Below are 22,809 nucleotides of genomic sequence, written 5' to 3' on the forward strand. Positions count from 1 at the left end.
CGTCCCGGTGCCACGCTGTCCGCCGCCTACTCCGCCTTCGCCCGCCCCAGCGGTGCGGCCGCGACGCTCGTTTGCCCCAGGCCTTTGGCCGCACTCGCGCGATGCCGCCGCTGGACCAGATACTGATCGCCGAGCACCCCGGCCAGGATCACCGTTCCCATCACCGCGAAATTGAGCGAGCTCGGAATGCCGAGGAGGTTGACGAGATTCTGCAGCATCTGGAGCAGCACGGTGCCGAGCACGACGCCGATGATCGAACCTTCGCCGCCGCGCAAGGAGCAGCCGCCGAGCACGGCGGCGGCGATGGCGTAGAGCTCGTAGAACGAGCCATGCACGGCAGGCGAGATCGAGCGGGTGTACATCGCGATCAAGATTGCGGAAAACGCGGTCAGGCCGCCGCAGATGATATAGGCCGAGATGGTCACCCGGTTTGAGCTAATGCCGGAGTAGCGCGCCGCTTCTTCGTTTTTGCCGACGGCATAGAGATAGCGGCCGAACACGGAGCGGTGCAGCGCCACCCAGGCGATGACGGTTACCACCGCGAGCGCCACCACGCTGTGCGGCAGCGGGAAGCCCAGCACGTTGGTGCGGCCGGCGGTCAGCCATTCCAGCATGGGAAAGCTCGCACCGAAGCCGAAGCCCGCCGTCGCGTCCTCGGTGTAGTAGCGCGCCGCGCCGCGATAGATCAGAAGACCGCACAGCGTCACGACAAAAGGCTGGATCCGCATCCTGGTCACCAGGGTGCCATGTATCAGGCCGATCGCGAGCCCAGCCGCGACGATCATCGCGACTGCGGCGATCCAGTTGATGTCATGATTGACGATGAGGTCGATGAAGAGGACGCCGAGCAGCGCGATCACGGAACCAACCGACAGCTCGATTCCGCCGATGATGATCACAAAAGCTTCCGCGATGGAAAAAATGCCGAACAGTCCGACCTGGTTGGCGGTGTTGGAGAGATTGCCTACGAACAGGAATCTCGGATTGATGAGGGCGACGACGGTTCCAACCACGAGGATCAGAACCAGAAGGCTGAGGTCTTTCTTTGTCAAATTCCCTCCGCCTCAACTGAGTGGCCGACTGCGAGCTGGAGCACATTGTGCTCGCTGAACTGGCTGCGATCAAGGAAACCCGAGATCGCGCCCTCGTGCATGACTGCGATCCGGTCGCTGACCCCGATCACCTCCTCCATGTCGCTGGAGATCATCAGGATCGCGACGCCGGCGTCGGCCAGGCGGCGCAGCATGTCGTAGATCTCCTGCTTGGCGCCGACATCGACGCCGCGCGTCGGCTCGTCAAAGATCAGAACCTTCGGCCGCATCGACAGCCATTTGGCGAGCACAACCTTCTGCTGGTTGCCTCCCGACAGAGAGCGGACCGCGGTGGCGACGTCGGGCGCGCGGATATTGAGACGCTCGCGCTGGCGCGAGGCATTCTTGTTTTCGCGCGCCGTATCGACCAGCCAGAAGCGCGAGTAGGACGCCAGATCGGGCAGCGAGATGTTTTCGGCGATCGAGACGTCGAGCAGCAGGCCCGAGATCTTGCGGTCCTCCGGAACCAGATAGATGCCCCGATCGATGGCGGCGCGCGGGCTGGCGATGCGGATCGGCTCGCCATCGAGTCTCATCGTGCCGCCACGCAATCGGTCGATGCCGAAGACGGCGCGCGCAAGCTCCGTGCGTCCAGAGCCGACGAGCCCGGCCAGTCCAAGAATCTCGCCGCGGCGGACGGACAGGCTCACGGTACGGTCCGGATAGGTGTCGGTGACGGCATTGATGATCTCGATCGCGCTGTCGCCGGGCGGTGCAGCCGGCGGAATGTAGAGCGATTTCAGATCACGGCCGATCATCAGCCTGATCATCGCCGCCGGCGAGAGCTCCGCGCGCGTGAGCGCGCCGACCATGCGCCCGTCGCGCAGCACGACCGCGCGGTCGGCGCACTGAATCACCTCGTTGAGGCGATGTGTGATGAAGATGACGCTGACGCCGTGAGCTTTCAGGCCGGCGACGACCCGCATCAAGCGGTCCGTCTCGGTGAGCGTCAGGCTCGAGGTCGGCTCGTCCATGATGACGAGACGGGCATCGAGCGAGAGCGCCTTCATGATCTCGACGAGTTGGCGCTGCGCCAGCGACAATTCGGCGAGCGGCGCGTCCGGTGCGAAATCGCAGCCCAGCCGCTCGAGCAGCGGAGCGACATCGGCATAGAGCCGTTTGCGGTCGATCAGCCGCAAGGGCCCGCCGTGCACGGGCTCGCGGCCGATGAAGACATTGCCGGCGACATCGAGATTGTCAAAGAGGTTCAATTCCTGATGGACGAAGGCGATGCCCGCCTTGATCGCATCCGCCACGGCGAGCGAGCTTCGCTCGATGCCGTCGACGCGGATCACGCCGCCGCTCGGCTCCACGATTCCGCCGAGCACGCGCATCAGTGTGGATTTGCCTGCCCCGTTCTCGCCGACCAGGGCAATCACCTCGCCGGCCGACACCTCTAGCCCGACGTGGTCGAGAGCGACCACGCCGGGATAGATCTTGCTGATATCGACCAGCTCGAGAAAAGGCTCTGGCATGGCAGGCCGCGCTGCGCGCAGCACCGATCCTCCTACTTCTTCAGCATCTGCTTCATCGAGCTCATGAAGTCGTCGACGTTCGCCTTTTCGATGACCTTGCCCGGCACGATGATGATGCCGTTGGCCGGAATGCCCGACTTGTTGCCGCCGATGTAATTCGCCATCAGCTTCATGCCCTGATAGCCCCATTCGAACGGCTGCTGCACCACCGTGCCCACGATGGTGCCTTCCTTGACGCCGCCGAGGGTGATCGGATCCTCGTCGAAGCCGATGATCTTGATCTTGTTGAGCTTGCCTGCCTCCTTGAGTACCTCGTAGATGCGCGGCGTGTTGTAGGAGTAGAAGCCTACGAGGCAGCTCACATCGGGCATGGCTGCGAGGATGTCCTCGACATTGCGCTTGGCACGGGTCTGGTCGATCTCGTCGCCGCGGACGTCGACGAGCTCGACCTTCGAGCCTTTGATCGTCTCCTTCACGCCTTCGATGCGCTCGCGCGCATTGTCGGCGCCGGGCAGGCCCACGAAGCCGACGCATTTGCCGCCGTTAGGAAGCGCCTTGACCATCAGCTTTCCCGCCTCCTTGCCGAGATCGGTGTTGGAGGAGCCGATATAGGCCACGCGCTTGGATTGCGGCGCGTCGCTGTCGGTGGTGAACAGCACCGTCTGGGACGCAACCTTGTTGAGCTGTTCGGTCTGGTTCTTCGGATCGACCGCGCTGACCATGATGCCAGCGGCACCGGCGGCGACGAGGTCATCCATCACGCGCTGCTGCACGGCGGCGGCAGCCTGTTCCGGATATTTGAACTGGAGTTCGTAGTTGGGCAGTTCGCCCTGCGCCTTCTTCATTCCGGCCTCGGCGATCTTCCAGAAGTCGGATGCGCCGTTGACGACGAAAGCCAGAACCTTCTTGTCCGCCGCATCAGCCGAGCCGACGCCCAGCGCTATCGCGAACGCAACAGACACACCTGCAACCAAGAGACGCTGCATATCATCCTCCCCTTAGGCGGTCGGCCTTTGATGACGGCCAACTCTGCTTGAGCTCGAATTGAGCGCATGCCTCCGTCCCCGAGATGCGTGCAGATCAGCCGCCATCCGCGACTTCGCGGCAGAGGCGGGTCACCGGCTACCTCGCGAGGTGAAATGAGGCACGTACCTCAACGTAGCAGAAGCACGCCGAGCGTGCAATTGAAAGCGAGGTTCATCGCAATTCTAAGCGGTGCTTGGCTCGGCATCGCCGCCATCCTGCAAGCAAGGCGGCGGCGTGCGCTGCCGACGGTTGCGGCGCAACATGCAGAAGCAGGAGGCTTATCAAGCTGGTCCACTCTCAGCTACCCGCCTTGGGTGGAGCATCGGAGCTTGACTCGGACATCGCACCAGCGTTTGCCCCTGCGCGCCTTTTCGAGCGCCGGGGCACCCCTCGCGCCTTAACCGCTCGGAAACCATGGCAAATGATCCGAAAACTTTAACGAAACTGTTCGGCTGTCTCTGCGTCGGTTCGTCGGAGGGCCCGTCCGATGACAGAGCACCAGTTGAGAGAGCAGGAATTCCAGATCGCGCGCTACAGGCGCTTGGAGCGGGAGGTGACTGATCCGCTTGCCGCATGTCTGCTTCATGGCATCATCGAGGACCTTGAAGCCGAGCTGCGCAGGGACAGACCGGATTGGCACGGGCCGCGCGATTAACGCTTTGTTAGCGCTGATCATGCGGATGATGCACGCGGGAATGCTAGGGGAGACTGCTCCCATGCTCAAGGACGGCAGCTACACGGCGTGGTACAAGACGCCGCTCGATCAAGGCACCGGCATAGTCCATGTCGCAGACGGACAGATCTGGGGCTGCGACAGCCTGATGACGTATCACGGCTTCTGCAAGGTCGACGGCGATCGCTTCACCGCCACCGTATCGACGAAGCGCCACACCGACGGACGTGCAACGGTCTTCGGCGTCGACGACGAGCTCACGCTGGCGATCGAGGGAAGCTGCCCGGGCAAGGTCGCGACCTACACGGCGACGGCCGCGCAGGTGCCGGGAATGATCCTTCAGGGTACGCTCATTCGCACGGAGCAGCAGCCGCCCGCACCCGAACGAACCGGGCAGGTCGCTTCGTTCAATCCCGACAAGCTGCCGAAATTGCCGAAGCGCTCGCGCTGATCGCGCAAACCGTTTGGTTGATGGCTGCTGCCGCGCGTCGCCCCGACCTTGAGGTCTGGGCGACGCGGTGGTCGTCTGCCCCACACGCCGTCACGATGTCTTCTTCCTTGCCTCCACGTGTCGTGCGAAATTGTCGAGGATCGCCTGCCAGCCGCCTTGCTGCTGCTCGACCGAGTGCGTCGCTTCGCTGTCGAAGGTGACGCGGACGACAATACCCTTCGGGCCGGGCACGAACTCGACTTCGGCCTTGCGATCGCCGAACGCGTATTCGATCCGCTTGTGCTCGTCGATCTTCGTGTAGGTGCCGGCGAAGTCGAAGCCGATGCTGCCGTCCTTGGCCTCCATGCGTGACGAGAAGGCGCCGCCTTCGCGCAGATCGACCGTCGCCCTGGTGGTGTGCCAGTCGTCCGACGCGGCGTTCCACTGCATGATGTCGGCAGGCGTTGTATAGGCACGCCAGACCTGATCGATGGGGGCTGCGACGCTGGTTTCGACGGTGATCCTCATGGGGCATTGCTCCTGGTTCGATTTTAGCGGTTCAAGGTGACGCGTCACGCCGTGCGCGGGGGCCATCCACGGCACGTCCTGGATGCGTCCATCCAAGGACGATCGAAACCGGTCCGTGCCGACAAGGTCGAGCCGTTGAAAATATGAAAAATGCGTCGTCCGAATGTCCGTGGGGAGCGCAGCGACATGCTGCGACTCGAGCGGCGGGTCCTAACCTGACGGGCGGCCCGGCCCGCCGGCTCTTTCGAAACCGCTAGACAGCCGCCATTGTGCCGCCGCCGAGCTACGACAGTAATCCGTCGAAGTCGGAATAGATGACGTCGGCGGTGCGCTGATAGTGCTGCTGAAGCAGGTGCACGGCCTGCTCGCTATTCTTGGCGAGTACTGCCTGAAGGATGTGACTGTGCTCAGCACCGACCTTGCGTGCCGGATACGCCTTTGCAATCGACATCATGCGATAGCGATAGAGCCGGTCGGCGAGTTGCTCGCAAAAGCCGAGCAGCGGCCGTGAACCGCAAAGACCGATCAGCGTCGCGTGGAACGCGCGGTGCACCTTCTCCCAATCCGGATTGTTCTCGAATGTATCGGGCTTGAGCGAACGCGGCGTACGATCGAGCCGGTGATGCGCAACCAGCAGAGCCTCTTCCCAGGTCTGGGTCGCATTCTGCATGGACTCGCGCAGCGCCAGGCCTTCGACCCAGCACCGCGTCTTGGTCAGTTCCTGAAGCTCGTCCTTGCTGACCTCCTTCACATAGAAGCCGCGCTGCTCCATGCCGACGACGAACTCTTCCGTGGTCAGGCGATTGAGGGCCTCGCGCAGTGGGGTCTGCCCGACATTGTACTGCTCCATGAGGAAGCGCGACTGCAGCTTGCGTCCGGGCTCCAGCCGCGTGGTCAGGATGTCGGCTTTCAGGCGCGCATAGATCGTCGTCGCCAGTGTGGCCGGCTGGTCCGCCCTCGGGGTCTGCAGGTCAGAGTTCATGAGCGTCCATCAAAATCGTCAACTCATTCTGTACATTAGCAGGCTTCCAGCCAGTAATTTATAAATTTTATACTTTACTGTCGCTTTTTTACATATTATGGACTTGCCACTGTTCGCGCATCTGGCGAGGAAGCCCAATGTCCGATTTTCCGGTGGCGGCCCTGCGCAGCGTCGAGATCACGACGCCGCACCCTACAGCTTCGCTCGATTTCTACACTGGGGTCTGGGGTCTCGCCGTCGCGGCGGAAGCGGACGGCACGGTCTACCTCGCGGCGACGGGCGGCGATTTCCACGTTCTCGAGCTCACGCCCGGCGAGACCACCTCGCTGCGGAAAGTCAGCTTCCGCACCCGGTCGCGCGAAGACCTGCACCGCCTGTTCGAACGCGCGCGGCGGGCTGGCTGTGAGGTGGTCAGTGTGCCCGCGCCATCGCCGGTACCGTCGGGCGGCGAAAGTTTTATGGTTCGGGAGCCGCAAGGCTGCGCCATGGAGTTCGTCCATGGCGACCGCACCAGGGCGGCGCGCGTGGTGGCGGACCGGCCGGAGCGGCTCGCGCATGTCAACATCAACAGCGTCGATGTCGAAAAACTCTCGGCATTCTACCAGGAGACGCTCGGTTTCCGCCTGTCGGATCGGTCAAAACTGATGGCGTTCCTGTGCTGCAACAGCGACCACCACGCGGTCGTGCTCGCGGAAGCCCCTCGCAATGGCCTCAATCACATTGCCTTCCTGATGCCTGATCTGGAGTCGGTCATGCGCGGCTCCGGCCGCATGGTGGACCATGGCCATCCGATCGGTTGGGGCGTCGGCCGTCACGGCCCGGGCGATAATGTGTTCGCCTATTTCGTCGATCCGACCGGCGCGGTCATCGAATACACCGCCGAAGTCCTGCAGATCGACGACAGCTACGTCGCGAAAGGTCCAGACGATTGGGTCTGGCCGCCAGGACGAACGGATCAGTGGGGCATTGCCCCGCCCAAGTCCGACGCCTGCAAGACGGCACAGCTTGCCGTTCCCTTCACGACGGCGCGCGCATGACGGAAGCGGCCGCCACCGACCATGGCGTGCTCGTCATCGGCTTCGGGCCGACCGGCGCCGTTGCCGCGGGCCAGCTCGGCCGCCTCGGTCATCGCACACTGGTGATCGACCGTCTCGCTGACGTCTATGACAAGCCGCGCGCGATTGCGCTCGATCACGAGATTTTTCGACAGTTCGACAATATGGGCCTCGCTGAGGCGATCGCACCCCATGTCGAGCCCTTCACCGCGTCGGAGCATTTTGGCGTCGACGGCCGGCTGATCCGCCGCGTCGACATGGTCGCAAAGCCCTATCCACTCGGCTACACGCCGAGCATGGTGTTCAGCCAGCCCGCGGTCGAGGCCGAGCTGCGCCGCCGCGCGACAAGCTTTTCCAATGTGCGCGCCGAGCTTGGCGTCGAGCTGATTGATCTCGTTCAAACCTCCGATCGCGTCGAAGCAAAGTTGAAGGAAACCAACGGAAAGCGCCGTTCCGTGACCGCGCGCTATGTGCTTGGCTGCGACGGCGCCTCGAGCACGGTGCGCGAGATCGCAGGGCTTGGGCTCGAGGATCTCATCTTCGACGAACCCTGGCTCGTGGTCGACGTGCGCGTGAACGAGAGCGCGCTGCACAAATTGCCGCTATGCTCCGCCCAATTCTGCAATCCGGCGCGCCCCGTTAGCTTCCTGATTGGCCCGAAGAACCACCGCCGCTGGGAAATCATGCTGCTGCCGGGCGAGGACGCGCGGCAGATGGAGCGGCCGGAGAATGTCTGGAAGCTGCTCGCGCCCTGGCTCACCCCACAGGACGGCGAGTTGTGGCGGGCGGCCTCCTATCGTTTCCACGCCCTCGTTGCAGACGTCTGGCGCAACGGCAGAATCCTGATCGCCGGCGACGCCGCACATCAGCAGCCGCCCTTCATCGGCCAGGGCATGTGCCAGGGCGTGCGCGATGCCACTAACCTCGTCTGGAAGCTGGATCGGGTGCTCAGGGGCGTGTCTTCCGACAGGCTGCTCGACAGCTACACGGTGGAACGCAAAGCCCACGTGATCGAGCTGACCGGCAAGATTAAGGCGATCGGCCAGTCGATCTGCGAACGCGATCCCGTCGCGGCGCGGCGGCGTGATGCGCGCATTCTGGCCGAAGGCGGCGGCAAGCCGCTCCAGATCACGCGGCAAGAGATCATTCCGCCGCTGCGCGCGGGCGTTCTTGCCAATCACGAAGGGCCGGCACGTGGCAGTCTGTTTCCACAGCCGCGCATCGCAAGCGCCGGCACGGTCCGCCTGCTCGATGAGGTGACGGGACCAGGCTTGCGCGCGTTCATCGACGGCCGCCGCTCCGACGCCGCCGACCTCCTGGCTCTCTGCACCGCGCGCCCGTACCTGTTTGCAGCGGCCGTCGCACCCGCCGGCTCCGGCGCACCCGATGTGCTCCAGGAGACCGAGGGCGTGCTCGCGAGCTGGTTCGACCGTCACGATGCCATCGCCACGATCGTGCGGCCCGATCATTACGTTTTCGGCACGGCGCGCACCGCCGCCGAACTCGGCGATCTCCTGCGCGAGATCGAGGCGCGTCTGCACGACGTCCCGGCCGGGCGAGACAGTCACAATTTTGATCCGACAATGGAGAGAACGCCGTGAAACTGGCAACTGTAGCGATCGACGGCCGCACCACCTGGGGCTTGGTCGAAGCCGAGACTTTTTTCGATGCCGGTGCTGGGCTCAAGGCGCGTTACGCCGACCTCAAGGCTGCCATCGGTTCGTCGCTGGCCGGCGTTGCGGATGCAAAATCCGCGGCGGCTGCCGTTCCGGTCTCCAAGGTCAAATGGCTGCCCGTCATCCCGAACCCGGACAAGATCCTGTGCGTGGGCCTGAACTACGAGACCCACCGCAAGGAAACCGGCCGGGCCGAGGTCGAGCATCCCACCATCTTTTCGCGCTATGCCAACAGCCAGACCGGACATTTGCAGCCGATCGTGCGGCCGCGCGTCTCTACCGACCTCGACTTCGAAGGCGAGCTTGCGGTCATCATCGGCAAGGCCGGCCGCTACATCTCCCGCGCCGACGCCATGAGCTACATCGCCGGCTATTCCTGCTACAATGACGGCAGCATCCGCGATTTCCAGCGTCACACCCATCAGTTCACGCCGGGCAAGAATTTTCCTGATACCGGCGCATTCGGGCCGTGGATGATGACGCCGGACGAGCTCGGTCCGCTTGGCGAGCTCAAGCTGGAGACCCGCCTGAACGGACAGGTCATGCAGGAGGCGCGGATCAAGCAGATGATCTTCGATATCCCGCGCCAGATCGAATACTGCTCCACGTTTACGCGGCTTGAGCCCGGCGACGTCATCGTCAGCGGAACGCCGGGGGGCGTCGGTGCGCGGCGCGAGCCGCCGCTCTGGATGAAGCCCGGCGATGTCGTCGAGATCGAGGTCGAACGCCTCGGCGTGCTGCGGAATGTCGTCGCAGACGAAGCCTGATCGAAAGCCCGCCGCCGGCGACGGCGTGCGGGGCGCTACCGACCAATAAAAGCCCGCAAAGCGGGATCTCCAGGGAGGAACATCATGTCCGGACTATCCCGTCGTCTGCTGCTTGCCGGCGCTGTGCTTTGCTTTTCCCTTCCGGCCTTCGCGCAGTCGTGGCCGGAGAGGCCCGTGACAATCGTCGTGCCGCAGCCGGCGGGCAACAGCCCGGACGTGATGTGCCGCGTCATCACGGAAAAGCTCTCGCGGACCCTCGGACAGCAGTTCATCGTCGAGAATCGTGCGGGTGCCGCAAACCTTGTCGGCACGCAGTCGGTCGCCCGCGCAGCTCCAGACGGCTATACGTTCCTGTTTGCTACATCCGCCGCGCTCGTGACCAACCCCTACACCTTCAAGAAGCTCCCCTACGATCCCATGAAGGATTTCGTGCCGGTTGCCATGGCGGCCAGAAGCAATCACGTCCTTCTCGTCAATCCCGAGCTGAAGGCCAATACGTTGCCGGAATTGATCAAGCTGGAGAAATCGGCGCCTGGTTCGTTGAGCCTGGCCGTCGACGGGGCACGCAACCTTTCTGGTCTGATTGCCCAAGCCATCAACAAGAGCGCCGGAACCAGCTTTGTCCTTATCCCCTACAATACGACCACGAATGCGGTCCAGGACGCCATCACGGGCCGTGTCCAGGTAACAATCCAATCGGCGTCCATCGCCGAGGCTTTCATCAAGGCAGGTACGCTTCGACCGGTTGCCGTTGCCGGAGCCAAACGGATCGACTCCCTGCCGGACGTTCCCGCGATCGCGGAGGCGCTGCAAAGCGTCGATCTCCAGGGCTGGTTCATGTTCATGGCGCCGGTTGGCACGCCCGCCGACATCGTTGAAAAGCTGAGCGCCGAGATTGCGCGTGCTCTGGAATCGCCTGACGTGCGCGAGCGAGCTCCCACCCTCGGCTTCGACGTCCGTATCGGTGATGCGGTGACGCCTGGGGGCGCAAAGCGTTTCCTCGAAAACCAGCTCGCCTCTTCCGGCAAGATCATTCAGGGGCTTGGCATCGAACCTGAATAGCGACCCGCGCAGCGGGGAGCGTCCTTCCGCATTTTTGCATCGTCAGCTCTCGGCTCCACTGCTTCCCATATCGCCCGTGACCGGCCATTGTGCGGCCGCAACAACCATCTCGGGGGGCAGATTCAATGTCGGACAAGGTCTCGCGTCGCCAGTTTGCCAAGCTGGCGGGATTGTCCGTGGCCGGAGTCGCAAATTCCGTGGAAGGCGCTGACGCGAAGCCGGCCGCAGCGCCACGCGGCGGAAACGGCTTTCCGGCGGGCTTCGTCTGGGGCACGGCGACTTCGTCCTATCAGGTCGAGGGCGCGGTCAACGAGGACGGGCGAGGGGCCTCGATCTGGGACAGCTTCGTCCGCATCCCCGGCAAGATCGAGGACGGCACCACTGGCGACCGCGCCAACGAGCACTATCACCGCTACAAGGAGGACGTCGCGCTCATCAAGGCGCTCGGCTGCAAGGCCTATCGCTTCTCGGTCGCCTGGCCGCGGCTGTTTCCGGACGGCGATGGCAAGCCCAACCCGAAGGGGCTCGACTTCTACAACCGGCTCGTCGACGAGCTCCTGAAGAACGGCATCGAGCCGTGGCTGACGCTCTATCACTGGGACCTGCCGCAATCGCTGCAGGATCGCTTCGGCGGTTGGCGCTCGACGGAAACCTGCAAGATCTTCGGCGACTACGCCGCCTATGTCGCCAAGCATCTGACCGACCGCGTCAAGAACGTGTTCACGCTGAACGAGAGCGGCCGCTTCGTCTATTTCGGCTACGGCATCGGCATCGACGCGCCGGGCTTGACGCTGCCGCAGGCCGAGGTCAACCAGATCAGGCACAACAGCGCGCTGGCGCACGGGCTCGCGGTGCAGGCGGTGCGCGCCCACGGCCGGCGCAGCACCCGCGTCGGGCCGGCCGAGAACATAGATGCCTGCGCGCCCGCGATCGACACGCCGGAGAATGTCCGCGCCGCCGAGATCGCGCTGCGCGAGCTGAACGCCGGCTATCTCAACGTCATCATGACGGGCGAGTACACCGACGCCTTTCTGAAATTCGCCGGGCGTGACGCGCCGAAATACACCGATGCGGAGCTGAAGATCATCTCCTCGCCGGTCGATTTCCTCGGCCTCAACATCTACGCGCCGCAGCACTACGTGGTGGCCTCCGACCAGGGCGCCGGCTTCATGCCGCTGCCGATCCCGAAATCGTTCCCGCACATGAACTCGGACTGGCTGCGCGTCGGGCCCGAGACGATCTACTGGGTGCCGAAGCTGGCGGCAAGGATCTGGAAGGCGGATGCGATCTATATCAGCGAGAACGGCACCTCCGGCGAGGATGTCGTCACGCCCGACGGCAAGATCTACGACACTGACCGCATCATGTATCTGCGCAACTACCTCGCCCAGCTCCAGCGCGCCGCCGCCGAGGGCGTGCCGGTGCGCGGCTACTTCCTCTGGAGCCTGATGGACAATTTCGAATGGGTGTTCGGGCTCAACAAGCGCTTCGGGCTCTATCACGTCAATTTCGACACCCAGGTCCGCACGCCCAAGCTCAGCGCCAGCTTCTATCGCAACGTGATCGCGAAGAACGCGGCGGGAGCGTAAGCGCGCAGTGCCCGATTTTACGCGCAGCGGAAAATCCGCCCTCAGTAGCATAAAAGCCGCGCATTGACTCCCCTCTCGCCCTGATTCAAAACCACATCAACACTCATTACAAGAGGACACGCCGATGGCTGACGCGCTGATCATCGATGCCTGCCGGACACCGCGCGGTGTCGGCAAGGCCGGCAAGGGAGCACTTTCCGGCATTCATCCGCAGCAGCTGGGCGCAACGGTGCTACGCGCGCTCGCCGAGCGCACCGGCATCAATACCGCCGATGTCGACGACATCGTCTGGGGCTGCAGCGCGCAGGTCGCCACGCAAAGCGGCGATCTCGGCCGCATGTCGGCGCTCGATGCCGGCTACGACGTGCGCGCCAGCGCAGTGACGCTCGACCGCTTCTGCGGCTCCGGCATCACCAGCGTCAACATGGCTGCAAGCTCGATCATGGCGGGCGCGGAAGACCTCGTCATCGCCGGCGGCTGCGAGATGATGTCGATGGAAGGACGCCGCGGCGGCGGTCCGATGATGATGGACGGCGGCAATCTGCGCCTGCGTGCGCGGCATCCGCAGTCGCACCAGGGCGTCTGCGCCGATGCGATCGCAACGCTCGAAGGCATCACGCGACCGGACGTCGATGCGCTCGGGCTCGAAAGCCAGAAGCGCGCCGCGCATGCGATGGCGAACGGCCACTTCAAGAAGAGCCTCGTGCCGGTGCATCGCGAGGACGGCAGCCTCGCGCTCGACCATGAGGAATATCCGCGGCCGCAGACCACGATGGAAGGGCTTTCCGCGCTGAAGCCGGCATTCCCCGCCATCGCCGACCATGCGCTCGACGACAAGGGCACGACCTATCGCGGCCTGATCCTGCAGAAGTACCCGGACCTCGAGATCGACTTCATGCATCACGCCGGCAACTCGTCCGGCGTCGTCGACGGCGCCGCTGCGATCCTGCTCGCTTCGCCCGCTTACGCCAGGGCGCACGGCCTCAAGCCGCGTGCCCGCGTCGTTGCGATGGCGAACATGGGGGACTCGCCGACCCTGATGCTGAACGCGCCGGTGCCGGCGACGCGCAAGGTGCTGGCCAAGGCGGGGCTGACCATCGACGACATCGACCTGTTCGAGATCAACGAGGCCTTTGCGGTGGTCGCGGAAAAATACATCCGCGACCTCAAGCTCGACCGCGCCAGGGTCAACGTCAATGGCGGCTCGATCGCGCTCGGCCATCCCATCGGCGCCACCGGCTCGATCCTGATCGGCACCGTGCTCGACGAACTCGAACGGCGCGACCTCAAGCGCGGGCTCGTCACCATGTGCGCTGCCGGCGGCATGGCGCCGGCGGTCATCATCGAGCGCGTCTAGCCTTCCTTCTTCGCCTCTCCCCGCTTGCGGGGAGAGGTCGGATTGCATCGTCAGATGCGATCCGGGTGAGGGGGACTCTCCGCAAGTCCAGCTCTCACGATGCGATCTAGCCTTATTTTTCAGGGTGAATCGCGCTCCTCCTCGTACAAAGAGGCCGGTCGTCGCTTGTCGAAAGCATCGAATCAGCTTTAGCAAGGCTGCGTGCGGGCCTTTGAAACAAGGTAAAATCCGCTGCCCGAGGCTCCTCCCGCTCAGGAAGTAGCTAAAAAGCAGGGTTTTTTGCCACAGGGGGCCAAAAAAGCCCGTAAAACCGCGACAAAACTGTGCAGAAGGCTCTAGGCCTTCGCCGGTTGGTCTAATATGCAACCGGCAACGAATCAGAGGAGACACGATGCCAGCCCAAATGTCCAAATCGCAGTTGATCGAAAAGATTGCGACCGCCACCGAGCTTTCCAAGCGCGACGTCAAGAGCGTCATGGAGACGCTGACCGACGTCGGCCACAAGGAGCTCAAGAAGAACGGCCTGTTCCTGGTGCCGGGCTTCGCCAAGTTCGTGGTCATCAAGAAGCCCGCGACCAAGGCGCGCAAGGGCACCAACCCGTTCACGGGTGAAGAGATGATGTTCAAGGCCAAGCCGGCCCGGAAGATCGTCCGCGCCCGCCCGGTCAAGGCTGCCAAGGACGCCGTGTCCTGATAAAGCAAAGGCCCCCTCGCAGGAGGGGGCCTTTTGTGTTCGATGACCCGCGAGGGCTGAAGCGGAGGGGCTCAGCCTTTGCGGCGCTTCACCCGGACCGGGATCGGCTGAAGCCGCGGCCCGGGTCCTGCGAGCCCATCGCGAACCCCGTCGATGGCGCGATCGAGCAGCCGGCGCAGCCGCTGCGTTGTCCGCGATTTCTTCGCTCTTTCCAGCAGTTTCTTCATCGCATTCACTCCGCCGCTTCGACCTTGGCTTCGGCCGGCTCGAGCGCTGCGGCGATGGCCTCGTCGACGCGCTCCAGCCAGATGAATTCGAGGTTGTCCCGCGCGCTCTTCGGGATGTCGTCATAGTCCCGCTTGTTGCGCGCCGGCAGCATCACCCGCTTCAATCCCGCGGCCGCCGCCGCCACCACCTTCTCCTTGATGCCGCCGACCGGCAGCACCAGGCCGCGCAGCGAAATCTCGCCGGTCATCGCGGTGTCGCTGCGCACCGTGCGATTGGTGAGCAGGGACGTCAGCGCAGTGAACATCGCAACGCCCGCGCTCGGCCCGTCCTTCGGGGTTGCGCCCGCCGGGACGTGAACGTGGATGTCGTTCTTCTCGAACAGCTGAGGATCGATCCCGAGCTGCGGGGCCTTGCTCTTCACCAGCGTCAGTGCGGCCTGCACGCTCTCGCGCATGACCTCGCCGAGCTGGCCGGTCAGGATCATACCGCCCCGGCCGGGCACGCGAGAGGCCTCGATGAACAGGATGTCGCCGCCGACCGGCGTCCAGGCAAGGCCGGTGGCCACGCCCGGAATGCTGGTGCGCTGCGCGATCTCGCCCTCGAAACGCGGCTGGCCGAGCACGGTGGCGATGTCCTTTGCCGTCACCACGACCTTTGCCGCCGTGCCTTCGGCGACCTGCACCGCGGCATGCCGGAACAGCTTGCCGATCTCGCGCTCGAGGTTACGCACGCCGGCCTCGCGGGTGTAGCCCTTGACCACCAGCTTCAGCGCCTCCGGCTCGATCTCGGCCTGGTCTGAAGTCAGGCCGTTGGCCTCGAGCTGCCGCCGCACCAGATAGCGTTTCGCGATCTCCCGCTTCTCGTCCTCGGTGTAGCCGGCGAGGCTGATCAGCTCCATGCGATCCAGCAGCGGGCCCGGGATTTGGTCCAGCATATTGGCGGTCGCAATGAAGACCACGCGCGACAGGTCGAACGGCACGCCCAGGTAATTGTCCCGGAACGTCCCGTTCTGCTCGGGGTCGAGCACCTCCAGCATCGCGGCGGAAGGGTCGCCCTGCACGCCGCGGCCCATCTTGTCGATCTCGTCCAGCATCATGACGCAGTTGCGGCTGCCGGCCTTCTTGATGCCCTGGATGATGTTGCCGGGCAGCGCGCCGATATAGGTGCGCCGGTGACCGCGGATCTCGGCTTCGTCATGCACGCCGCCGAGGCTGACGCGCACGAAGGGGCGATCCATCGCGCGTGCGATGGACTGGCCGAGCGAGGTCTTGCCGACGCCGGGCGGGCCGACGAAGCACAGGATCGGCGCCTTGCCCTGCGGAGCCAGCTTGCGCACCGCCAGATATTCGATGATCCGGCTCTTGATCTTCTCCAGGCCGAAATGGTCGGCATCCAGGATGCGGCGCGCTTCCTTGATGTCGATCGGCTTCTCCGCGGGCAGCGCCCAGGGCAGCTCGATCAGCCAGTCCAGATAGGTGCGGACCATGCCGGCTTCGCCGGCGGCCTCCGGCATGCGCTCGTAGCGGCGCAGCTCCTTCCTGGCATGCGCGTCCGCCTCCGGCGGCATGCCGGCCTTGGCGATGGCAGCCGTCAGCTCGGCGACCTCGGCCGCCTTGCCGTCGCCTTCGCCGAGCTGGCGCTGAATGGTCGCCATCTGCTCGCGCAGGATCGCCTCGCGCTGCCGCTCGTCGAACGAGGCGCGGGTCTTCTGGCCGATCTCGTTGCTGATGCGCAGCACCTCCAGCCGCTCGGCCAGATGCTTCGACACCTTCTCGACCCGCAAGGCGAGGTCGATGGTTTCCAGCACCTCCTGCTTGTCCTGCGGCTTGATGTCCATGAACGAGGTCGCCAGATCCGCAAGCGCGCCGGGCGCGGTGGTGCTCTGGAACATCGCGGCCAGCTCCGGCGGCGCCTGCGGCAGCAGCTCGATCGCCTCGATCGCCTGGCGCTGCAAATTCAGCGCACGCGCCTCGATCTCGGGCGAGCTCGTGGTCGGCTCCGGGATCTGTTGGATCCGCGCGGCCGGAAACGGCGTCCCCGGCAGGAAGTCGAGGATCCGCGCGCGCTGCACGCCCTGGCAGACGATGTGATGGGTGCCGTCGGGCGCGGTGATGTAGCGCACGATGTTGGCGATGGTCGCGACCCGGTAGAGGTCGTCCGGCCCCGGCTCTTCGGTCTCGGGGCTGCGCTGCAGCACGATGCCGACCGGCCGCTGCTCGCGCAGCGCCTGCTGCGCGGCGGCGACCGACTTTGGCCGGGCGATCGCAATCGGCGCGATGGCGCCGGGGAACAGCACCATCTCGCGCACGGGGATGATGATCAGTGCGTCTTCGGGGATCTTCACGTCGGACTCGGTGGAATTGCTCTGTGCGGTATTCATCTGTTCGGTGGCCATGATCGACCTCAGGATTTGGCGAGGCGCAGTGCGACGCAGCCGTCCATCACGAAGCGGCTGATGGCGTAGCGGCCAAGGGGCAATGCAATGCGGCGCTCAAAACGCCCCTGCGGCAGCTCGAGCCGGTGGATGCGGGCGTTGCGAAGCTCCGGCGGCAGCGTGCGCTGACCGGAGATGACGAGCACGCCGTCATGGATCGCCGTCTCGACATTGTCGGGATTGACGCCGGGAAGCGCGACCAGGATCAGGAGCTCATGCTCGGTCTCGAGTACGTCGATCGGCGGCTCCCAGCAGGCTTCCTGGCGGCCGAACTGCTGGCGCAGCCGTTCGGCGCGGGTCAGCGAGTCCAGGGCTTCGGACAGCATCCAGTCGAGGGGATTTTTGGGTTGCATGGCAAAAACTCGGGGGAAGGCGCTACGGTTGGAAAACGGGGATATGGGGACGGTTCCCTGAAATTCCAGCATCGCGCGTCTGGAGCATGCCTGTCCCTCGAACCGGAGGAGACCCTTGCAGTCAGACGCCTTCGGCGCAGCGGAGATGTTCCGCGGCGCCGAAGGCAACAATTGGGGGCGCGGCGCGTTCAGGCGGCGGCGCGGTAGTCCTCTTCCGCTTCGAGATTGATGACGGAGATGGCGAGCTCGGTCAGCGAGTGGTCGGTCGCCTCTTCCTCGTCCAGCGTCGCCTGGAGCAGCCTGGCGGCGTCCGGCATGCCGAGCTCCTCGGCCCAGGTGCGCAGTGTGCCGTAGCGGGAGATCTCGTAGTGCTCGACGGCCTGGGCTGCGGCGAGCAGGCCGGCGTCGAGGGCAGGAGCGTTCTTGAAGTCCTTCATGATCTCGGCACCCTCGTCGGTGATGCCGTTGATCGCTTCGCAGGGCTTGCCGCGGGCTGGCTTGCCCAGCATCTTGAAAATCTGGTCCAGCCGTTTGACCTGGCCCTGCGTCTCCCGCAGATGCTTGGTGAAGGCTGCGGAGAGCTGCTTGGAGTGAGCCGCCTTCGCCATCTTCGGCAACGTTTTGATGATCTTGTTCTCGGCGTAATAGATGTCCTTCAGCGTCTCCAGGAACAGGTCGCTCAGCATCTTCGGCGCCTGATGCGGGCGGCGCGCCGCGGTCTTTTTCGCGTTCGCACGTTTCTTTGCTTGCTTAGCCATAAATCCTCCTCTTGAGGGGCACGGGAAGGCGCTCCCGTCCTCAATCCTCGCGCGACCAAGCCTCTGCGGAGGCAAATGTTCCTCGCGAAGGCCGAGTCGAGCCGTTATGGATTGCGGCTGCACCTCGCGTGAGACCCATCCGCATGCTCGATTTCGCCCTGTCGGCCTTCGTGACCCTGCTGCTCGTGGTCGATCCCGTCGGCCTTGCGCCGGCCTTCCTCGCCGCGACCGGAGGCATGCCCGACAAGATCAAACGCACGATCGCGCTGCGCGCGCCGCTGATCGCGGCGTCGATCCTGGTGGTGATCGCGCTGATCGGAAACTGGCTGCTGCGCCAGCTCGGGATCGGCATCCCCGCCTTCCAGATCGCCGGCGGCTTGCTGCTGTTCGGCGTGTCCTACCAGATGATCTTCGGCGACCGTCCGCATCGCGAGGCCCGCGAGGCCGACAAGGCAAGCTCGGAGCATGCCTCCGATGTCGCAGTGTTCCCTCTGGCCATTCCCATGATGGCGGGTCCCGGCGCGATCGCAACCACGCTGCTGCTGACAGGCGACGCCGGCTACGGGCCGAGGCTCGCGATCATCATCGCGGTCGTGCTCTCCGTGTGCCTGCTCTGCATGCTCTGCTTTGTCTCAGCTCACCTGATCGCGCGCACCCTCGGACGTACCGGCAACGCCGTCCTTTCGCGCGTGCTCGGCATGCTGCTCGCGGCCTATTCGGTGCAGTTCGTGATCAACGGGATCGCGGCCGTCCGGGCAAGCCTGCCGTAGGGCCGCGACAATCTGCTAATGCGTTGATTTTCATCATTATTTCATGATGCTTCGAGGCGGCTGGCGCGATCGCGGGCGATCCGGTCCGCTTTCGCTTGCGCTGCCACATTGCTTTGACGTACTTCCCGTCCCACAAACGCCCATCGCCAAGAAGTCGAGATGAAATCGAGATGTCGGTGACAGCGGACGAACTCGTCAAGAGACAGGCCATCATCGACGCCTGCCGCCGCATGAACGCGCTCGGCATCAACCAGGGCACCTCGGGCAATATCAGTGTCCGGCATGCGGGCGGGCTTCTGGTCACCCCCACCAGCGTGCCCTATGAGGCCATGACGCCGGACCAGATCGTGCTGATGACGATGGACGGCTCGCACGCGCCCGATCAGAAGCCGTCCAGCGAGTGGCGCTTCCACCTCGACATCCTCAAGGCCCGGCCCGACGTCAACGCGGTCGTCCACGCCCATCCGACCTACTGCACCATCCTGGCGATCATGGGCCTGGAGATTCCGCCCGTGCACTACATGATCGCAGCCGCCGGCGGAGACAGCATCCGCTGCGCGCCCTATGCCACCTTCGGAACGGTGGAGCTGTCCGACCATGCGGTGCGGGCGTTGGAGGGACGGCTCGCCTGCCTGCTCGACCATCACGGCATGATCGCGATCGGCAAGTCGCTGGACAAGGCGATGTGGCTCGCCGTCGAGGTCGAGACGCTGGCGCGGCAATATCACGGCTGTCTCCAGATCGGAGAGCCGCCGCTGCTGTCGAGCGCCGAGATCGAGCGGGTCCGCCAGCGCATGTCCGGTTACGGCATGTCGGAAGGATAGGGCGGCAGCAGGTGTTCATGCGGATCAGACATCTCGTCGATCGCAAGGGGACGAACCGCACCATGGTTCGGCTGCGGGCGCTGCTGCGCAGCAACGAATTCTATCTGATCCCGCTCGCCCTCGTGATCGGCACGCTTGCCGGCGCGATCGTGACCCTGATGGCCGAGATCGCGCAGATCGCGCACGTGGTGATCTATGGCATTCCCATCGACGTCCGCCTGTCCGCCAATACGCGCATCAGCCCCTGGGCCGCGCTGCTCGCTCCCGCGCTGGGCGGCCTGGCGCTCGGCATCATGGAGTGGTGGCGGCGACGGCTGAAGATTTCCAGCGCGGTCGATCCGATCGAGGCGAACGCGCTGCGTGGCGGCAATCTGTCGATGCGCGACAGCGTGGTGGTGTCCAGCCAGACGCTGATCTCGAACGGCTGCGGCGCCTCCGTCGGCCTCGAGGCCGGCTATACCCAGATCGGCTCGGGCATCGCCTCGCTGCTCGGCAAGTTCTTCAATCTTCGCCGCAACGATCTTCGCCTGATCGTCGGCTGCGGCGCCGCCGCGGCGATCGCGGCGGCCTTCGGAGCACCGATCACAGGGGCCTTCTACGCCTGCGAGCTGATCGTCGGCGTCTATTCGGTCGGCAGCGCCGCGCCGATCCTGGCCGCCTCGCTCGCCGGCGCCTTGACCGCGCAATGGCTCGGCGGTGCGCCCTACTCGCTCGAAATACCCAAGGTCAGCGCCGTCGGCGTCGAGCAATATCTGGCGCTGATCGGGCTCGCGCTCGTCACCAGCGGCGTCGGCATTGCGGTGATGCGCTCGTCATCGATGTTCGAACGCCTGTTCGCCTGGCTGCCGGTGTGGCTGCGCCCGGTGATCGGCGGGCTCGTCGTCGGCGGCTTTGCGCTTCTCACGCCGCAGGTGCTGGCGGCCGGCCACGGCGCGATGGTGCTCGATCTGTTTCACGACATGACGATCGGCCTGATCGCGCTGATCATCGCCTTGAAGGTGACGGCCTGCCTGATCTCGCTCGCTTCGGGCTTCCGCGGCGGGCTGTTCTTTGCCTCGCTGTTCGTCGGGAGCCTGATCGGAAAGTTCTTTGCAGCGGTGCTGTTGCTGGTCAGCCCGAACTTCGTGATCGATCCGCTGGTCGCGATGCTGACGGGGATGGCGACGCTCGGCGTCGCCATCGTCGGCGGTCCCCTGACCATGTCGTTCCTCGTGCTCGAGATGACCCGCAACGTCGACGTCACCGCCGTGGTGCTGGCCGGCTGCATCGTTACCTCGATCTGCGTTCGCTTCATGTTCGGACACTCGTTCTCGACCTGGCGTCTGCACCTGCGCGGCGAGACCATCCGCAGCGCCAACGACGTCGGCTGGCTGCGCAACCTCACCGTCGAGCGGCTGATGCGCTCCGACGTCGGCAAGGTACCGTCGACGACGACGATCGCCGCGGTGCGCCGCGAATTCGCGCTGGGCTCGCGGCCTGGAATCGTCATCGTCAACAATGCGGACGAATATGTCGGGCTCGTCCTGCTGCCCGATCTGTTCTCCGGCGATCTCGACAGCATCGCCGACGAAATCCAGGTGATCGAACTCGCGCGCCTGACCGAGATCGTGCTGATCCCGGAAATGAACGTGAAGTCGGCGATGGCGGTGTTCGACGAGGCGGAAGCCGAGATGCTGGCGGTGGTCGATTCCACCGACAGCCGCAAGGTGGTCGGCTTCCTTACCGAGACTTTCGCCCGCCGCCGCTATGTCGAGGAGATCGACAAGGCGACGCGCGGCGTGCTCGGCGCGCTGTCGTAAGTGACGCGCCGGCCGGCGAGGTCGGCTTTGCCAGCCGCCGCAATCTGCGCCGGCTATCGGCCTGGTTGAGATGGGGAGGCGACGAGGCAAGCCACGATCCGGCGGACCAATGGCAGCACCATCAGCAGCGTCGGAAAGGCGACCAGCCATGACAGCGCCCAGGCGCCTGGCCAGGTTGCGAGGAACGCCGGCGTAGCGCCGAGGCTCCGAAGCGTGGAAATGATCGACACGACGGCCGTCATGAGGATGGACAGCACGAATGGCATCACGATCGGCGCATAGCGCGCCGGCAGTTTGCGAACCGCAATCATCTGGTTTCTCTTGGGAAAAGGACGCGTCAGTCACGTTGAACCCTGCAAATGGCATCGATCCCGACGGCGTCGGTTGATGCGTTGGTTCACGTCAAACGCTTACGGCGACCGAAAAACGGCGCGGCTGTTCATTATCCGCTCAGGTTGGATGGTTCAAGCTGCATCCGGTCGTTCGGTTTACAATCGTTCAAAGCGTGGCAGATTGCCGCGATCGCGAAACCATTTCAGTGGGTTGCGCGTTATGGTTCGTTTGCTTAGGTCACTTTTGGTGAGAACAGAGGACATTGAAATGAGTGATAGGACCGTAAGTTTGAGACTTGTCCGCAGCGCCTCGCTTGCCGCGCTCGCAGGCCTCGCCTTGTCTGCGGCTTCCGTTCCGCCTTCGTCTGCGGCGTCACCCGCGACGACAAAGGCACCGGCCGCAGCCCAGTCCTCATCGGACGCCACCGATTTCAGCGCCGCTCGCCGCCACCGCTATTATCGGCGAGGCCCGAACGCTGCAGGCCTCGCCTTCATGGGCGTGGCGGCAGGCTTGATCGGAGGTGCGATCGCGGAGAGCCAGCGCCGCGAATACTATGAAGACCACTACAATTATGGCCCGCGTCCTTACTACGGTAGTCCGGGATATTATGGCGGCGGTCCCTATTACGCTCCGCGTGGCTATTATCAGCCGTATTAGGCGCCTGTTCTCGTCGCGGTCTTGATCTCGCCAAGGGGCGGTGTTTTGCACCGCCCCTTGTTTCTTCCGCGCGGGCGTAGCGTTGCCGACCTGTGTCGCCTGCGCGTCAATCCTCTCTGAAAAAGATATTCCACTTTATCGAAATTCGGTTTTGGCGTATGTGTCGGCCATCCCGGCTCATCCTTGAGGGGCGATCTTGTGGTCGTCATGTTCGCGAGCCGGGCTTGCGGTGGACGCGGCAGCGTCGG

At 64.4% G+C, this 22,809-nt stretch carries 23 protein-coding genes; 13 read left to right on the forward strand and 10 right to left on the reverse strand.

What is annotated here, in order from left to right; translation table 11 throughout:
- Positions 1-26 precede the first annotated feature (26 nt).
- From JQ572_RS33420 to JQ572_RS33430, 3 genes are read right to left on the reverse strand one after another with little or no spacing between them, the layout of a single operon-like run.
- Positions 27-1,052: an ABC transporter permease gene (locus JQ572_RS33420; RefSeq protein WP_211387092.1), complete on the reverse strand. Its 1,026-nt coding sequence runs from the start codon at positions 1,050-1,052 to the stop codon at positions 27-29.
- Positions 1,049-2,566: a sugar ABC transporter ATP-binding protein gene (locus tag JQ572_RS33425; RefSeq protein ID WP_211387093.1), complete on the reverse strand. Its 1,518-nt coding sequence runs from the start codon at positions 2,564-2,566 to the stop codon at positions 1,049-1,051. The genes JQ572_RS33420 and JQ572_RS33425 overlap by 4 nt, the downstream gene beginning before the upstream one ends.
- A gap of 32 nt (positions 2,567-2,598) precedes the next feature.
- Positions 2,599-3,552 carry a sugar-binding protein gene (locus JQ572_RS33430; RefSeq protein WP_211387094.1) on the reverse strand — a complete coding sequence of 318 codons (954 nt, stop codon included), beginning with the start codon at positions 3,550-3,552 and terminating at the stop codon, positions 2,599-2,601.
- Positions 3,553-4,079: 527 nt separating this feature from the next.
- On the opposite strand from JQ572_RS33430, the gene JQ572_RS33435 reads away from it, so the two are divergent.
- Positions 4,080-4,247, forward strand: a complete 168-nt coding sequence (locus JQ572_RS33435; RefSeq protein WP_211387095.1) for a hypothetical protein — start codon at positions 4,080-4,082, stop codon at positions 4,245-4,247.
- A 61-nt stretch (positions 4,248-4,308) separates the two neighbouring features.
- On the forward strand, positions 4,309-4,716 hold the full coding sequence (locus JQ572_RS33440) for a hypothetical protein (protein WP_211387096.1): 408 nt from the start codon (positions 4,309-4,311) through the stop codon (positions 4,714-4,716).
- Between the two features lie 90 nt (positions 4,717-4,806).
- On the opposite strand, the gene JQ572_RS33445 is transcribed toward JQ572_RS33440, so the two are convergent.
- Together JQ572_RS33445 and JQ572_RS33450 are read right to left on the reverse strand one after the other, a co-directional pair.
- The gene (locus JQ572_RS33445; RefSeq protein ID WP_211387097.1) at positions 4,807-5,223 is read right to left on the reverse strand and encodes an SRPBCC family protein; all 417 of its coding nucleotides are present in this window, start codon (positions 5,221-5,223) and stop codon (positions 4,807-4,809) included.
- A 283-nt stretch (positions 5,224-5,506) separates the two neighbouring features.
- On the reverse strand, positions 5,507-6,205 hold the full coding sequence (locus JQ572_RS33450) for a GntR family transcriptional regulator (protein ID WP_211387098.1): 699 nt from the start codon (positions 6,203-6,205) through the stop codon (positions 5,507-5,509).
- A 137-nt stretch (positions 6,206-6,342) separates the two neighbouring features.
- Between JQ572_RS33450 and JQ572_RS33455 the strand changes: the two genes are divergently transcribed.
- From JQ572_RS33455 to JQ572_RS33485, 7 genes are all read left to right on the forward strand, one after another.
- Positions 6,343-7,242: a VOC family protein gene (locus JQ572_RS33455; protein WP_211387099.1), complete on the forward strand. Its 900-nt coding sequence runs from the start codon at positions 6,343-6,345 to the stop codon at positions 7,240-7,242.
- The gene (locus JQ572_RS33460) at positions 7,239-8,861 is read left to right on the forward strand and encodes a bifunctional 3-(3-hydroxy-phenyl)propionate/3-hydroxycinnamic acid hydroxylase (RefSeq protein WP_211387100.1); all 1,623 of its coding nucleotides are present in this window, start codon (positions 7,239-7,241) and stop codon (positions 8,859-8,861) included. The genes JQ572_RS33455 and JQ572_RS33460 overlap by 4 nt, the downstream gene beginning before the upstream one ends.
- The gene (locus JQ572_RS33465; protein WP_211387101.1) at positions 8,858-9,703 is read left to right on the forward strand and encodes a fumarylacetoacetate hydrolase family protein; all 846 of its coding nucleotides are present in this window, start codon (positions 8,858-8,860) and stop codon (positions 9,701-9,703) included. Before JQ572_RS33460 ends, JQ572_RS33465 begins: the two co-directional genes overlap by 4 nt.
- Before the next feature lie 84 nt (positions 9,704-9,787).
- Positions 9,788-10,765, forward strand: a complete 978-nt coding sequence (locus JQ572_RS33470) for a Bug family tripartite tricarboxylate transporter substrate binding protein (protein ID WP_211387102.1) — start codon at positions 9,788-9,790, stop codon at positions 10,763-10,765.
- A gap of 125 nt (positions 10,766-10,890) precedes the next feature.
- Positions 10,891-12,354, forward strand: coding sequence for a GH1 family beta-glucosidase (locus JQ572_RS33475; protein ID WP_211387103.1), 1,464 nt, complete (start codon positions 10,891-10,893; stop codon positions 12,352-12,354).
- 124 nt (positions 12,355-12,478) lie between these two features.
- Entirely contained in the window at positions 12,479-13,711 is a 1,233-nt protein-coding gene (locus JQ572_RS33480) for an acetyl-CoA C-acetyltransferase (RefSeq protein ID WP_211387104.1), read from the forward strand.
- A 391-nt stretch (positions 13,712-14,102) separates the two neighbouring features.
- Positions 14,103-14,405: an HU family DNA-binding protein gene (locus JQ572_RS33485; RefSeq protein WP_200512102.1), complete on the forward strand. Its 303-nt coding sequence runs from the start codon at positions 14,103-14,105 to the stop codon at positions 14,403-14,405.
- Positions 14,406-14,476: 71 nt separating this feature from the next.
- Here JQ572_RS33485 and JQ572_RS33490 read toward each other — a convergent pair whose 3' ends face one another.
- From JQ572_RS33490 to JQ572_RS33505, 4 genes are all read right to left on the reverse strand, one after another.
- Positions 14,477-14,632 (reverse strand): hypothetical protein, encoded by a 156-nt coding sequence (locus tag JQ572_RS33490; RefSeq protein WP_211387105.1) that lies wholly within the window; start codon positions 14,630-14,632, stop codon positions 14,477-14,479.
- 5 nt (positions 14,633-14,637) lie between these two features.
- Positions 14,638-17,028, reverse strand: a complete 2,391-nt coding sequence (gene lon, locus JQ572_RS33495; RefSeq protein WP_211387106.1) for an endopeptidase La — start codon at positions 17,026-17,028, stop codon at positions 14,638-14,640.
- 8 nt (positions 17,029-17,036) lie between these two features.
- Positions 17,037-17,420: an Hsp20/alpha crystallin family protein gene (locus JQ572_RS33500; protein ID WP_211387107.1), complete on the reverse strand. Its 384-nt coding sequence runs from the start codon at positions 17,418-17,420 to the stop codon at positions 17,037-17,039.
- Between the two features lie 188 nt (positions 17,421-17,608).
- The gene (locus JQ572_RS33505) at positions 17,609-18,178 is read right to left on the reverse strand and encodes a YciE/YciF ferroxidase family protein (protein WP_211387108.1); all 570 of its coding nucleotides are present in this window, start codon (positions 18,176-18,178) and stop codon (positions 17,609-17,611) included.
- 143 nt (positions 18,179-18,321) lie between these two features.
- Between JQ572_RS33505 and JQ572_RS33510 the strand changes: the two genes are divergently transcribed.
- The 3 genes from JQ572_RS33510 (at position 18,322) to JQ572_RS33520 (ending at position 21,571) form a co-directional block, all read left to right on the forward strand.
- A complete protein-coding gene (locus JQ572_RS33510; protein WP_211387109.1) occupies positions 18,322-18,948 on the forward strand; it encodes a MarC family protein in 627 nt (208 codons plus the stop codon).
- Between the two features lie 170 nt (positions 18,949-19,118).
- Entirely contained in the window at positions 19,119-19,772 is a 654-nt protein-coding gene (locus JQ572_RS33515) for a class II aldolase/adducin family protein (RefSeq protein WP_211387111.1), read from the forward strand.
- Positions 19,773-19,783: 11 nt separating this feature from the next.
- Positions 19,784-21,571: a chloride channel protein gene (locus tag JQ572_RS33520; protein ID WP_211387112.1), complete on the forward strand. Its 1,788-nt coding sequence runs from the start codon at positions 19,784-19,786 to the stop codon at positions 21,569-21,571.
- A gap of 53 nt (positions 21,572-21,624) precedes the next feature.
- On the opposite strand, the gene JQ572_RS33525 is transcribed toward JQ572_RS33520, so the two are convergent.
- Positions 21,625-21,882, reverse strand: a complete 258-nt coding sequence (locus JQ572_RS33525) for a DUF2798 domain-containing protein (RefSeq protein WP_211387113.1) — start codon at positions 21,880-21,882, stop codon at positions 21,625-21,627.
- A 289-nt stretch (positions 21,883-22,171) separates the two neighbouring features.
- Here JQ572_RS33525 and JQ572_RS33530 point away from each other — a divergent pair, with 289 nt between their 5' ends.
- Positions 22,172-22,561 carry a hypothetical protein gene (locus JQ572_RS33530; protein ID WP_211387114.1) on the forward strand — a complete coding sequence of 130 codons (390 nt, stop codon included), beginning with the start codon at positions 22,172-22,174 and terminating at the stop codon, positions 22,559-22,561.
- The last annotated feature ends 248 nt before the right edge of the window (positions 22,562-22,809 follow it).

It is taken from the genome of Bradyrhizobium sp. SZCCT0153 (assembly GCF_018129995.1).
Classification (GTDB): domain Bacteria; phylum Pseudomonadota; class Alphaproteobacteria; order Rhizobiales; family Xanthobacteraceae; genus Bradyrhizobium; species Bradyrhizobium japonicum_G.

What these genes read in the sequence shown, in the direction of transcription:
- JQ572_RS33440 (WP_211387096.1), top strand. Translation starts at nt 4,309, where the DNA reads ATGCTCAAGGACGGCAGCTACACGGCGTGGTACAAGACGCCGCTCGAT.
- JQ572_RS33460 (WP_211387100.1), top strand. Translation starts at nt 7,239, where the DNA reads ATGACGGAAGCGGCCGCCACCGACCATGGCGTGCTCGTCATCGGCTTC.
- JQ572_RS33480 (WP_211387104.1), top strand. Translation starts at nt 12,479, where the DNA reads ATGGCTGACGCGCTGATCATCGATGCCTGCCGGACACCGCGCGGTGTC.
- JQ572_RS33485 (WP_200512102.1), top strand. Translation starts at nt 14,103, where the DNA reads ATGCCAGCCCAAATGTCCAAATCGCAGTTGATCGAAAAGATTGCGACC.
- JQ572_RS33470 (WP_211387102.1), top strand. Translation starts at nt 9,788, where the DNA reads ATGTCCGGACTATCCCGTCGTCTGCTGCTTGCCGGCGCTGTGCTTTGC.
- JQ572_RS33525 (WP_211387113.1), bottom strand. Translation starts at nt 21,882, where the DNA reads ATGATTGCGGTTCGCAAACTGCCGGCGCGCTATGCGCCGATCGTGATG.
- JQ572_RS33530 (WP_211387114.1), top strand. Translation starts at nt 22,172, where the DNA reads ATGAGTGATAGGACCGTAAGTTTGAGACTTGTCCGCAGCGCCTCGCTT.
- JQ572_RS33475 (WP_211387103.1), top strand. Translation starts at nt 10,891, where the DNA reads ATGTCGGACAAGGTCTCGCGTCGCCAGTTTGCCAAGCTGGCGGGATTG.
- JQ572_RS33510 (WP_211387109.1), top strand. Translation starts at nt 18,322, where the DNA reads ATGCTCGATTTCGCCCTGTCGGCCTTCGTGACCCTGCTGCTCGTGGTC.
- JQ572_RS33430 (WP_211387094.1), bottom strand. Translation starts at nt 3,552, where the DNA reads ATGCAGCGTCTCTTGGTTGCAGGTGTGTCTGTTGCGTTCGCGATAGCG.
- JQ572_RS33435 (WP_211387095.1), top strand. Translation starts at nt 4,080, where the DNA reads ATGACAGAGCACCAGTTGAGAGAGCAGGAATTCCAGATCGCGCGCTAC.
- JQ572_RS33515 (WP_211387111.1), top strand. Translation starts at nt 19,119, where the DNA reads ATGTCGGTGACAGCGGACGAACTCGTCAAGAGACAGGCCATCATCGAC.
- JQ572_RS33490 (WP_211387105.1), bottom strand. Translation starts at nt 14,632, where the DNA reads ATGAAGAAACTGCTGGAAAGAGCGAAGAAATCGCGGACAACGCAGCGG.
- JQ572_RS33505 (WP_211387108.1), bottom strand. Translation starts at nt 18,178, where the DNA reads ATGGCTAAGCAAGCAAAGAAACGTGCGAACGCGAAAAAGACCGCGGCG.
- JQ572_RS33425 (WP_211387093.1), bottom strand. Translation starts at nt 2,566, where the DNA reads ATGCCAGAGCCTTTTCTCGAGCTGGTCGATATCAGCAAGATCTATCCC.
- JQ572_RS33455 (WP_211387099.1), top strand. Translation starts at nt 6,343, where the DNA reads ATGTCCGATTTTCCGGTGGCGGCCCTGCGCAGCGTCGAGATCACGACG.
- JQ572_RS33445 (WP_211387097.1), bottom strand. Translation starts at nt 5,223, where the DNA reads ATGAGGATCACCGTCGAAACCAGCGTCGCAGCCCCCATCGATCAGGTC.
- lon (WP_211387106.1), bottom strand. Translation starts at nt 17,028, where the DNA reads ATGGCCACCGAACAGATGAATACCGCACAGAGCAATTCCACCGAGTCC.
- JQ572_RS33450 (WP_211387098.1), bottom strand. Translation starts at nt 6,205, where the DNA reads ATGAACTCTGACCTGCAGACCCCGAGGGCGGACCAGCCGGCCACACTG.
- JQ572_RS33500 (WP_211387107.1), bottom strand. Translation starts at nt 17,420, where the DNA reads ATGCAACCCAAAAATCCCCTCGACTGGATGCTGTCCGAAGCCCTGGAC.